At 52.8% G+C, this 12,746-nt stretch carries 6 protein-coding genes; all 6 read left to right on the top strand.

The window, feature by feature from the left end:
* The first annotated feature begins 27 nt into the window (after nucleotides 1–27).
* The 6 genes from RCH93_RS16570 to RCH93_RS16545 all read left to right on the top strand — a co-directional run bounded on the left by RCH93_RS16570 (nucleotide 28) and on the right by RCH93_RS16545 (nucleotide 12,745).
* Complete coding sequence (locus RCH93_RS16570; protein WP_306549537.1) at nucleotides 28–1,545, top strand: sensor histidine kinase; 1,518 nt, start codon at nucleotides 28–30, stop codon at nucleotides 1,543–1,545.
* Nucleotides 1,546–1,904: 359 nt separating this feature from the next.
* Nucleotides 1,905–3,305, top strand: a complete 1,401-nt coding sequence (locus tag RCH93_RS16565; protein ID WP_306549536.1) for a sigma-54 dependent transcriptional regulator — start codon at nucleotides 1,905–1,907, stop codon at nucleotides 3,303–3,305.
* Nucleotides 3,306–3,497: 192 nt separating this feature from the next.
* A complete protein-coding gene (locus RCH93_RS16560; protein WP_306549535.1) occupies nucleotides 3,498–3,929 on the top strand; it encodes a prepilin-type N-terminal cleavage/methylation domain-containing protein in 432 nt (143 codons plus the stop codon).
* An 11-nt stretch (nucleotides 3,930–3,940) separates the two neighbouring features.
* Nucleotides 3,941–4,582: a PilW family protein gene (locus RCH93_RS16555; protein ID WP_306549534.1), complete on the top strand. Its 642-nt coding sequence runs from the start codon at nucleotides 3,941–3,943 to the stop codon at nucleotides 4,580–4,582.
* 10 nt (nucleotides 4,583–4,592) lie between these two features.
* A complete protein-coding gene (locus RCH93_RS16550) occupies nucleotides 4,593–5,252 on the top strand; it encodes a PilX N-terminal domain-containing pilus assembly protein (protein WP_306549533.1) in 660 nt (219 codons plus the stop codon).
* 56 nt (nucleotides 5,253–5,308) lie between these two features.
* Nucleotides 5,309–12,745, top strand: a complete 7,437-nt coding sequence (locus tag RCH93_RS16545; protein WP_306549532.1) for a PilC/PilY family type IV pilus protein — start codon at nucleotides 5,309–5,311, stop codon at nucleotides 12,743–12,745.
* Nucleotide 12,746: the final 1 nt, after the last annotated feature.

Below are 12,746 nucleotides of genomic sequence, written 5' to 3'. Positions count from 1 at the left end.
TTTCTCCTGTGATTGGGTGTCTGTGCCGTGCGTCCTGGTTTGAAGTTCCATGTCACTGCTACGCTCTGCGTGCTGCTCGCCTTGGCGACCGTGCTGACCTTTTTTGTCGTCGTTTCATTTTGGCTGCGCGAATCCGCCTTGTCCTTGGCGCGGGAAAAGGAGTTGGAGTTGATGCTTTTGGCTGAGCAACGGGAGGCGCTTCCTCCCTGGGGCGGCATGGCTGCGCCTGCATTTCTCGCCGCCTTGGTCACAGAAGGCGTCAAGATTTCTGGAGCCTCCGTGGGCTGTTTCCAGGCTGAGGGCCGGACTGTCGCTTGCTCTCGCGACGATGATGCGAGCCTCGACTCTCTGAAGCAAACCTTGGCCGCATCCTTTCAATCGGGCAAGAGCGTGCGCTCTTTAGGCGGCCTTGCCTGGGTTGCCTTCGTGCCCGGCAAAGAACATCTGGACATTGCTCTGCGGCTGAAAGCCCCGGATCAATCCTTCGGGGCGGTTGCTCTGCGATATACCCTGGAGCCCCACTATGCAAAAATTCGTTCTTTGCTGCGCTACATAGCTGGTTATCTTGGGGTGAATTTGATCATACTGCTGGTCGTCGGGTTTTATCGCTTTCGTGCCGGCGTCTTTCAGCCAGTGGAACATTTGATCCGTTTGACCGATTCCTATATCGATGAGCGCGGCGTGCCTTTTCTCGCCCTGCAGGGCGGAGACGAGTTGGAGCAGTTGGCCGGATCGATGCAGCAGATGTTAGGGCGCATCCAGGCTGATCGAGAAAAGCTGCAGCAGCATGTTGATTCCCTCCAGGCGGCAAATCAGCAATTGATTGCCCGGCGCGAGGAGATGGTGCGCACGGAAAAACTGTCTTCGGTCGGCAGGCTGGCCGCCGGTTTGGCCCATGAAATCGGCAATCCGATTGGGATTGTGCAGGGGTATTTAGGTTTGATCCAGCAGCATGATCTGGGGGAAGAGGAAAAACGGGAATTTTGTGACCGGGCTGATCAGGAGTTGCAACGAATCAGTCGTTTGGTTCGTCAATTGCTCGATTATTCCCGGCCTGCAAGCGGCATTGAAGAAGACGTCGATGTGCATTGGGTATTGAATGAGGCGGTGACGCTGTTACAGCCCCAGCCGCTGCTGGACGGCATCGATTTGACTATTCGTTTTGACGCCGAGAATGCTGTCGTTCACGGCAACTCAGGGCAATTGTTGCAGGTTTTTTTGAATTGCCTGATCAATGCCGCCGACGCCATCCACGCCATAAGCAATGGGAGCGGCGCCATTGAAGTGGCAACCGAGTCGTTTGCCGCCGAAGCGGGCCCAATGCTGCGCGTGACCATTGCCGATACCGGCGTCGGTCTCGCGGAAGAAGAACTCGCCAATGTTTTTGACCCTTTTTTTACCACCAAGGAACCCGGCAAGGGAACCGGGCTGGGTTTGTCGGTGTCCTATGCGTTGCTTCAGGCCATGGGCGGGGACATTACCCTTGCCAACCGCTCAGGCGGCGGCGCTGTAGTTGTTGTTACCTTGCCGGCAAGGAGGGAATAGAGAGAGGATTATTGTGGTTCCGATGCGGTGCAGAGTGTTCCATTATGCCTAAATCAAACGAGGCATGATGCACACAGCACAACCACGTCAACTCGTAGCCTGGATGAAGAGCAACGGAATCCGGGAACACTTCACATCAAGCCCCGGATTCCGCAGGCTGCATCCGGGCTACGGTCGCCGGCCATCTCTCGTTTTGTGGGTCCTGGATGGAGCGTCCCGAGATCCGAAGCCGAGCTTACAGGCTGGCGTCTGAAATTCCGATTCCGCCTGGGTCCATCCAAGCTACTCACTGCTTTGGAGCGCAAGGTGGTGATTCGATGCTCGACATAAAACAGCAAGCCGCTTAAAGGCGAAACCCTATGCACAACAAGCAACGTATCCTGATTATTGACGACGAAGACAACATGCGGCACATGCTTGCGTCCGTGTTGGTTCGCCTTGGGTATCAGGTGGAATCGGCGGCGAACGGCCGTATTGGTCTCGAAACTCTAGCTGCTCAGGAGTTTGATGCCGTGCTCTGCGACATCCGCATGCCAGAGATGGACGGCATGGAATTTTTGCGCCAGGCTACGGCTGCCGGCATCAGCGCCACCATTGTCATGATGTCGGCCTTTGGCTCGGTGGACACGGCCTTGGCGGCAATGCGCCTGGGGGCCTATGATTATATTTCCAAGCCGTTCAAGGCCGACGAAATTGAACTGACTCTGCATAAAGCCGAAGAGCGGGAAGGGCTGAAACGCGCCAACCGCGAACTGCGCGACAAGGTTGCATCATTGGAAGGAGAGTGCGATTTCGGCAAGATGGTGGCGCGAAGCAAAGCCATGCAAGATGTTTTTACCCTGGCCGCCAAGGTTGCGCCGCATGCAACCACGGTGCTGATCACCGGAGAAAGCGGCACGGGCAAGGAGTTGGTGGCTCAAGGCATTCACCAGCGCAGCGGTCGCGCCGCCGGTAAATTTGTGGCTGTCAACTGCGGGGGGCTGCCTGAAAACCTGATTGAAAGCGAACTGTTCGGCTATGTCAAGGGAGCCTTTACCGGCGCCGACAAAAATAAGATGGGCCTTTTTGCCGAGGCGGACGGCGGCACCCTGTTTCTCGACGAGATCGGCGAGTTGCCACTATCGCTGCAGGTGAAACTGCTGAGGGTGTTGCAGGAAGGCGAGGTTCAACCGATAGGCGCTTCCGGGCCGAGTAAGGTCGATGTTCGGATTATCGCCGCCACAGCCCGCGACTTGGCGCAGGAAGTTGGGCTGGGCCTTTTTCGTCAGGATCTATTTTACCGGCTCAATGTTGTGCATATTGTCTTGCCCCCTTTGCGCGAACGCACCGGGGACATCGCTCTGTTGAGCGAATTTTTCCTCAAACGCTATGTGAAAAGGCTGGAGTCGCCGGTTGCCGGGATTGCGCCGTCTGCCATGACGTTGTTGCTCCAACATGCCTGGCCCGGCAATGTTCGCGAATTGGAAAATGTGATCGAACGGGCGGTGGTTTTGGCGGAGAAGAAAGTTGTGCTGCCGGAAAATCTGCCCGATACGTTTGGCGCCCGTCAAAACGGTCGACGGCTCGATGATTTCTTTGGCGGGTTTTCCATCAAACAGGCGCAAAAGATCATGGAAACGTCGCTCATCGGTCGAGCCCTCCAATCCACCGGAGGCAATAAATCCAAGGCTGCAGAACTGTTGGAGATCAGCTATCCTTCATTGCTCAGCAAGATCAAGGAATATGGTTTGGAGCGTGTGGGTGACGGGAAAGAAATATAAAAAGATTTTATATATGGCGCTCCATTGTTATATTTTTTTATATTATTTGCGGTTCTGGTTCTTCCGGCGTCTTGTGATGGGTTTGGCCAGAGGGCCAAGAAAACAGCTGGTTGACGAAGTATACTGGCTTAAAAGCACTCGAAAGGATTACTGGCCTGATTTTTGGTTGCCAGATTGCGGAGGAATTTTTCTATGCAGAATCTATCAGTCCCACCAACGAACAGGCATTGGGTTTCGCAACAGGGGTTCAGCCTTATCGAAGTGATGATCGCGATGGTCATTCTCTCGGTCGGAATCCTGTCAATAGTCGCTATTCAATATCTCATCGTCAATGGCAATACGAACGGCAACGTCGTCACCCAACAGCTCAATTTGGCCCAGAGATACATGGAGCAGTATAAAAATCGGCCGACGCCTGCTGATTTAGAGGACCTGAACTTGGTGAACGTGGATGAAACCGGTCAAGCTGGCGGTCCGTACGATGTCTCCGTTACAGTTGAGAATCTTCCCGCACCCTCAAAGAATGCTGCCGCACGTTTCGTTACTGTCACTGTCAGGCGCAATGGCGGCGTGGGTGGGCATGAAATAGCTATAAAGAGCGTCACGATGGGGAGTGGCATATAATGAAAGCTATAATGAAACCTAACCCTTGGAGAAAATTTACCGCAGCGGAAGGGTTTACATTGGTCGAAGTCTTGATCGTCTTAGCCATCAGCAGCATTCTCCTTGCCTCTGTAACCGGCGTGTTTATCCGTTCGGGGCGAGTATATACAACCCAGAACGCAACCGCAGCTTTGCAGCAGGAGGTACGCCTTGCCATGGAATACATGGTCGGGGAAATGCGCATGGCCGCCTATAACCCGAGGCGCGGTGAGGTTTCTTTTGCCATCAAAACGGCAAGTCCTATTCGTTTTCGCTTTGAGGCGGATCTTGACGAAAACGGTGAGAGGGCCAAAAGCACCAATACAGATGGCGATTGCGAGAATCGTTCCTTTCGTTATTCTCTTGTTAATACAGGTATTCAGATCGTCTGCGGGGAAGGAACCTCTTCTACATCCCCCCCCCAGTATATTCTTGGCGGCACGGACGCCAATGTTCGGGTGACTCAACTTGATTTCGCTTACCGTGATCGCAACAACAAAGACACGAAACTTGTTTCTGAGATTCGGAGCGCAGTCATTACCATCACCGCTCAAGCTCCGGCGGGAAGCGAAGGCTGGATCGAGCGAACTTACAGAACAGTTGTTGATTTTCGCAATGCCGGCCGCAACAGCTGAGGAGAATGCCATGCATAAAGAACAAGGATTACTGTCGCCGCTAAAAATGCCGGTGGCGGCCAACGACCATGGATTTGTCCTGGTGATGGCGCTGGTCATGCTGGTTATTCTCTCCATTATGAGCGCTGCGGCCATGACGGTCCGCAATACCGAACAGCAGGTAATCGTTAATCTCGAAGTGATGCAAAATAATTTTTATGCAGTTGAAGCTGTGACTCTGGAAGGGACAATGGCGCTTGAAAACCTCGCGGACGCCACCTTGCTCAACCTGGACGCCACTACGCTCTCTTGGCTGAAACCGAACGACCCTAAGGATGTCACACCTGACATCAATCTGACCCTGAGTAGTGCATGGGATCAAGGCTCTGCCAGTATAAAACCAGTTGACACCGTCTTGGACAGTGGAACGACAAAGATAACCCCACAGGGCTACAACGATACGAACACCTCTACCGGCGACCGCATCTGGTATGCGGCGTTGCAGGGTAATCTGGCTACACAAGAGGATTATTATGATCTTTGTCCTGACGAAGCAGTTTCCGATGAAGACAAAGTGGTCAAATGCTACAGCGTTTACGGCATGTACGATGTGAAATCCGGTGCAGGCAAGTCCTATCATGGCAGGCGGATGCTCATGGTTGGCTACAAAAAAACGATCTATAAAGAATGAGTTGTCAGGGGCATTGTGGAAAATTCTTTCGAATTTTTGTTAATGGGGCGGGGAAAATGAAGAATATCATGCAAATGTTGATGCTGCTCATGGCTTTGACGATTCTTAATCTTTGCGGAAGCAGTCTGGCTTTAGCGGATAACACCGTTCAGTCTTTTCCCGACGTTACGGTAACGGAAGGCGCTGGTCCTGGGACGGCTACTTTGACCGTAACGTTAGCAGCTCCAGCCGACAGTGATTTGTCTTTTTCCGTGTCAGCGGGATCAGGAACTGCCGATGGAACCGATTATGACGCCTCCGCTGCGACTCTCTCCATCCCAGCTGGGGCGACGAGCGGGGCGACGATCATTACCATTGCAAACGATGCGGTGGTGGAGGCAACTGAAACCTTTGTCGTCACGATAACTCCGACAGCAGGAGTCGTTGTTTTCGGCGGAGCGGCTACAGGCGACAAAACGGCTACGGTGACAATCAACAACGACGATAAATATTCCATCACATCCTTTCCCAGCCTCAGCGTGAATGAAAATGGTGGGTCCGCCATCCTGAAGGTCACGCTGAATCAAGCGGTGATAGCAGGAGATCAGGTTGATTTCACAGTGACGACCACAGATGGGACGGCCGCTGGAGCAGGTGTGGATTACAGCGCCCCCGCATCGCCAAGTTCCATTGTCTCTGGAGATGATCACGCCGATATAACGATTCCCATCACTGATGATTCGCTCGTGGAATCCGCGGAAACATTTACTGTTACTTTCTCTCCAACCTCTGCGAATGTATCAACCGGCCCAGTTACAGCTACGGTTACAATCAATATCCAGGATAAATATACCGTCACATTTGGCAATCAATCTCTTGACGAACCGGTTGGCGCCGTTGCGCCAATGACGTTTGCGCCTCCAGCGCCAACGATAAGCCCAACAATCCAAGATGAACACGACGGCAAAACGATACAATGGACCACCACTTCCGGCTCAGCCACTGCTGGCAGTGATTTTGTCGCCGCAAACGGGGCGCTAACCCTCGGCAAGCCGAGTGGCGTGTCTGGATCCGTCGTGGTGAACATCAAACCTGACGCCGATGACGAAGGTGATCAAAGTTTCACCATTACGCCAACTTCTGGTGGAACATTGTCTCCTGAGCTTTTTCAGTTCGCAGGAAACACTGGAACCATTAAGGACAATGACAATCGTATACGGCCCACCTGGAATGCCGCCTTTGGCGCGGTGACCCTCACGAGTGGCGGCACGAGCATCCCCATAACTTCAGGAACAACGGTGAGCCTGCCTGATGGGCAAGACGCCGTGATTACCGTCAGTGCAACGCACCGTATTCATTCCGTCGCCATTGATTGGAATTATCATTATCTTAATGGCGCCTCGTCTGCCCCTTTGGCCTATGTCACTTCCTCCACAGTTGTCGCTCACAAAGAGATAACCTATACGTTTACCCCTTCAGTTGTGGCCTCATCAGCCTCTTCGTATCACCCTATCGCGGTTCTGTTTGATCCACCAATTGAGATGACCGCCAGTGGCGCCGGAACGATTCTGCATACTACCGGTACAACGACGCACAGTGCGGGGGTGAACCTATCTGCAACCAGTGGGGCGACGACGCAAGTGCTTGCCGACTATGGTCAGAATGAAAGTTTTCAGTTCACCAAAGGTGTGGGAACCTGCGTGGTCGATGTAATTGCGGACGGGGTTTCGAAAGGCGCCTTTAAGAGTGTGAATAACAATTATGACGGAGATGTGTACCAGTTCAACGCTGTAACGACCAATCACACCATTGAAGGCGTTTTTGACGATGCCACCATTACGGTTAAGCTTGCGTCGATGGATGGCGACCCCACTAGAACGGCATTTATACAGAGCGCCGCCAGCGGCAGTGGTTGGCGTGCCTATCGGGCGTCGGATAGTGCTGGCACTAAATTGGACACCGCCCCATTCAAGACCGGGACGCACAATCAAACCTTTTCGATTCCTGGCGATATTCCCACCACCCCCTGCGACACGCAATATATCCTGATCGAGTTTCTATCCGTTGACGGGTATGTGTCGCCGAGTCAATACGTGGTTAACCTGGGCCTTGGTTTCAACGATCAGGTTGTTGAGGGATTGTACGAACCTGAAGCCCAAATTCTTACGGTCGTTTCCACTAACGGCAACGTCACCCTCAGCCCTGAGGGGGCGGCGGCGGTCGGGGTGCAACGTTATCTCTTTCTCCGGAACACCGTCGTGCAGTTGAGCGCCTCCGGCACGCCGCCCTGGATGTTCTCTCTGTGGCAAGGAGATATCGGCAGCGCCACTGCAGCCAATCCTATTATTAACCTCACTATGGATAAGGACCGAACCGTGGAAGCGGTCTTTGTGAAGCCCTGTCAGGATGCCGACGGAGACGGCTACACCGTCGGAACGGGCGGAACGAGTTGTTCGGCGACCACCGTGGATTGCAACGACACCAGTAGCTCCATTTATCCAGGAGCCACGGAAGTTTGCGGCGACGGCATTGATCAGAATTGTGACGGATCTGATCTGACCTGCACCGGCGATTATGCTGACAATGACGGTGACGGCTATACCGAGAACCAGGGGGATTGCAACGACGCCTCTGTCGCCATTGCGCCCGGTTTGTACGATAACCCCGCGACCTCAATTGATGAAGATTGCTACGATGGTCCTAAAGAAAAAGGCTTGGAGGAAACCTGCGTGGCAGCCTCCGATGTTCCCGCCAATGCAGCAGTCAAGCCCGCGCCTTCTCTGATTATGTTTTTGCTGGACGATTCCGGTTCAATGGACTGGGAGTTCATGACCAGCGCCAGCAATCAACTGTTTGAAAATAAATATTACGTCTATAATTATAACGCCATCAGCCGTGCCTACGATGATACTGCCCTCACAACAGCGCAACGGAGAAAATGGCAAAGCCAGTTGACGAGTTACAACCGGATTTATTTCAATCCCAGCGTCACGTATGCCCCCTGGCCCATGTGGGAGGATGTAATCGGCGCCGCCAATGTGCGCAGCCATGAAAAGGCGTATAATCCGACCCTGGCAACATTTCCGGATATTGCTTATGCGGCTGGATATACCCACGCCGACATGGATTTTCCCAGAACCAACACCTATGATCCCAGCAGCACCTACAGCGCCATGTATCATCCGGGTGATGCGAGCGGCAGTCGCAGTAACTATGAAATGGCAATGAATGCTGAATTCCTGAGCGTCAAGGCCGCTGGGCAACAGGTGATCGTGACCAGGGACGCGAGCAGCAACGGAGACAGCACCTATGCGGATGCGGTTGGCCTGTCGACTGATGGGACTCTGGAACTGAGTCAAGGACATTACTATAGTTGGTTCGCCACCAACCCCGCGTTTAAGCCTCTCTATATTTTCGATAACAACGACGGCAGCACTGTCTATTCTGAAAGCGGCACGTGGTATGATTCCAACGGTGAAGTCAAATATGAATGGGAAGGTGACGATAGATACACGGATGGCGCTGACCGTTCGGCATATTGGCGACTCAATCTAACGACCGCTGGCTCGTATTATGTGTATGCCTGGGTCGACGAATATGGATCCAGGGACAACAATGCCCTGTATACAATTTATTATACGGACGCTGGAGCCTTGAAGTCGGTGTCGGTACGAAAGGATCAAAGCCCTACCAACACCACCACCTCGCCATCGAACGGCGCTCGCTGGATTCGACTCACAAACGCGCCATTGCCTTTTGTGGTGCAAACCACGACCAGCGCCACTGTCAGCATTCGCAATGCCCATTATTACACCTTCAACGATCTTGACGGCGACGGCGTGCAAGACACCGGTGAGGATGTGTACCTCGTCAACATCCCTGGCACTGGCTATGCCGAGGGCAGCTATTCACTCGAATTTTATAAAGTGAACGATATCAATAATAACAGTTCGGTAGAAGACGGAGAACTCATTCCCGTGGCCTTTGCCGATGTGCCGGCAAAGGTCAAGCCGGTGCGCCGGGATGTGGCCGGTAACGTGATTACCGACACTGCCAAATTGGCTTATATGGTGCGCCAGGATTTCGCCGACTGGTTTTCCTTTTATCGCCGTCGCATCCTCACTGCCAAGGCGGCTGTTGGTTTGACGGTGGCGGATATGAAAGAGGTGGAATTGGGCATTCACACCATCAACCGAACCTATTCGAAACCGCTGGTTCTCATGCCCACCGCTGACGGCACGGAAAAAATCACCTACCTGACGACGATTTATAACATCAGGCCGGACGGCGGCACGCCGTTGCGTCGCGGGTTGTATGAGGTCGGCAAGTATTTTGAGAAAGGCGCAACCGATGATTACACTGGCTTGAAAACCGCTACCGGATTGTGCACTGGCGATACGTCGGTTTTCTGGGACGCCAACAGCGATGTGGATACAAACACCTGCGATGATTCCGGCGGCGAGTGCCAACGGGCGTATGTCATTGCCATGACCGACGGTTACTATAACGAATCTTTCTCCAGTGTTGGGGATGTCGACACCGCCAGCCCAACGGTTGTCTTTCGCGACAGCATCGGTAAAACCTTGGCCGATGTGACCATGAATTTTTACGATACAGATCTCGACAGCGTCCTTGGCAACAACGTTGCCGCCAAGGGGTTTGACGACAATGCCCGGCAGCATTTGGTAACCTATACAGTCGCGTTTGGTGTCTCTGGTTACTACAAGCCGGAGCTTTTTCCTGACTGTCTGCCCTCCTGCGACACTCCGGGTGAAAGCGGTTGCCCTTCTCTTTCCAGCCTGTCCAAGCTTGCTTATTCCGATTACACGGGCGGCGTCGGTGCGGTTGATGGAAAATTTGCAGGGAAATGTCCTACTTGGTGGGGGGATGATCCGAACACCTCGGGGGAATCCCCCAAGCGCATTGACGACCTCTACCATGCGGCAGTCAACAGCCGAGGCGAGTTCCTTAACGCAGCCGATCCTGCCGAACTGGTTGCGGCCATGCAGACAATCAAAGATTTGATTGCCGATCAGACTGGCACGGCCTCGTCGCTTGCGATCAACGCCAACAAAATAGAGGAAGACACGCTCCTCTTCCAGACCACCTATGATTCCAGTGATTGGAATGGCGACACCCAGGCAAAATGTCTCGACAATACAGGTGTTGTAGCAGCGTGCAGCCGTGTGAGTTGCGAAGCGACCTGCAACACAACATACGAAACCTGCGCTGCCGCCTGTGCGAGCAGCGATGCAACCTGTAAAACCGCCTGCAAAACTTCGTTGAAGACCTGCACCGCCTCCTGTACCGGTCAGACCTGCGACGAGGCGCATGCAACCTGTTCAACCGCGTGTTCCACCGCCAGTTGCAAAACGGCATGCAATGCCACCAAAGACACCTGTCTTCTTAGTCCTCCTGAAATCAAGTGGTCAGCTGCAAAAATAATAAGTCCCCGCACAGCCGATAGTCGCCAGATCATCACGTTTGATAAAGTGGCGGCCGATGGCGTGCCGTTCCGTTGGGATGATCTGACAACTGACATGAAATCGCAATTGCTTGGCAAATCGCAAATTCTTGATTATCTGCGGGGCGATAGCACCTATGAGCGGAAAAACGATACGGCCGGTCTTTTTAATTTCCGTAACCGTTCAAGCAAGCTCGGAGATTTTATCAATGCTGAACCCTATCATTATGCAAATACGACGCTTGGCATTGATTGGGTTTTTGTCGGCGGCAACGACGGCATGCTGCATGTCTTCGACAGCAACACCGGTGAGGAGGTGTTTGCCTATATTCCCCAAATGGTTTTCTCGAAACTGTATCATCTGAAAGAGGAAACCTATAACGACAACCATAAATTTTTCGCTGATGGCTATGTAACGGTCAAGGATCTTGGCGGCAGCGTTGTGTTGGTTGGTGGGCTTGGCAAGGGCGGTAAAGGTTTTTTTGCCCTTGATCTGACCAAGGCGGCTGCGTACAAAAACGACGTTGAGGATAATGCCGATGAAATCGTTTTGTGGGAATACTCTGCCGAGACCTTTGCGACACAGGCCGATATCGTGAAGAATTTAGGATACAGTTTTTCACGGCCGCAGATTGTCGCGTCAAACGATGCCACCGCCAATTGGGTGCTGGTGTTTGGCAACGGCTACGAAAGCCCATCTGGCAAGGCCGTTCTCTTTACCGTTGGTTTAGATAATTTGGGCGGTATCAGGTGGACAAAGATCATCGACACCAACACCGGCAACAACACGAGCGGCAGCGATTGCAATGGGCTGTCAACACCGGCGCTCGTCCTTCCTCAGGGCGATACTGCAAATGATTTTGCGTATGCTGGCGATTTACTGGGAAATCTCTGGAAGTTTGACCTAAGTGACACTGATAGAAACAATTGGGGAATATATTTCAAAGAGACCAGCACTGGAAATAAAAAACCGTTCTTTCAGGCCAAGAGTGATGCTGGGTACAGGCAGCCCATCACCATGCAGCCAGTCATCACCCTCAGTTGTGTAACCGACACTGCAGGGTATATGGTCCTCTTCGGCACTGGGCGTATTCTGAACCCTGATGTGGATTTCCTTGATCAGAGCGTTCAAACCGTTTACGGGCTGTGGGACTGGTCGGCGGCTTGGAAAGCGGCGGGGGATGCAACACCTGAGGATACCTACTTGGGGGTTTTGAGCACTGAAACGACGGCAATTAAATCGTCTTGCCAAACTGTTTGCGGAAACACCCTTGGAAGCATCACCGTCCCCGGCTCCTGCATTTATGAATGTGACGGCGACAGTGAGTGTGAAACGGAATGTAATACGGATTATGCGTCCTGCTACAGCAACTGTGGCGCAGTGAGACCTCTTTCCAACATGACTCAAGTCGTTGGCAGCAGTAGTGCTCCGTATGTTACCTTGCTGCGGCAAACACAGATCTGGGCCGGCGGCATCAATTATAATGACGACGGCACCGTTAAGGAAACCGTCTATGGAGCTACAGATTTCGATATGTACGACCAGATTGCACGGGTCCTTTCCGCTAATCTGATAGATTGGTACAAGCCTTCGCAAAACGTCGCCTTTGGCGCCAGTGGGAAAAAAACAGCAAAACATGTCGGTTGGTATTTCGACCTTCCCGCTAATGGAGAACGCATTGTTCGCGACATGACCGTTGTCAGCGGCAATTTGGTTTTCACCAGCACAATTCCGTCAGATTCGCCCTGTGAAAGTGGTGGAACATCTTATCACTGGTCGGTGAGCTCTTGTTCCGGCAGTCGTTCCGGCAGCACTTTTTTCGATCTTAATGAGGATGAACTTTTTGATTCCAGCGATTACATCAACATTGGCACCGCCGCTAACCCTTTATGGGTCGCAGTCTCGGCCATTGGGGTTGAGGGCATCAGTCCAGCGGTCAATGTGGTTGACACGAATTTTGGTAAACAACGTATGCTCTATCCGGACCATTCTGATGCGGTTGACGCCAAGTCGCCAGTTATGTATTGGCGCGATCTGGACTGGAAATAAA

The sequence above is a fragment of the Desulfobulbus sp. genome (assembly GCF_030824455.1).
Lineage (GTDB): Bacteria > Desulfobacterota > Desulfobulbia > Desulfobulbales > Desulfobulbaceae > Desulfobulbus.
The sequence above is the reverse complement of the archived record's forward strand: the minus strand, read 5'-3'. Positions and strand labels throughout refer to the sequence as shown.

Bases quoted from the DNA above. Each gene is read 5' to 3' on its own strand.
- RCH93_RS16560 (WP_306549535.1), top strand. From the start codon at position 3,498: ATGCAGAATCTATCAGTCCCACCAACGAACAGGCATTGGGTTTCGCAA.
- RCH93_RS16545 (WP_306549532.1), top strand. From the start codon at position 5,309: ATGAAGAATATCATGCAAATGTTGATGCTGCTCATGGCTTTGACGATT.
- RCH93_RS16550 (WP_306549533.1), top strand. From the start codon at position 4,593: ATGCATAAAGAACAAGGATTACTGTCGCCGCTAAAAATGCCGGTGGCG.
- RCH93_RS16565 (WP_306549536.1), top strand. From the start codon at position 1,905: ATGCACAACAAGCAACGTATCCTGATTATTGACGACGAAGACAACATG.
- RCH93_RS16555 (WP_306549534.1), top strand. From the start codon at position 3,941: ATGAAACCTAACCCTTGGAGAAAATTTACCGCAGCGGAAGGGTTTACA.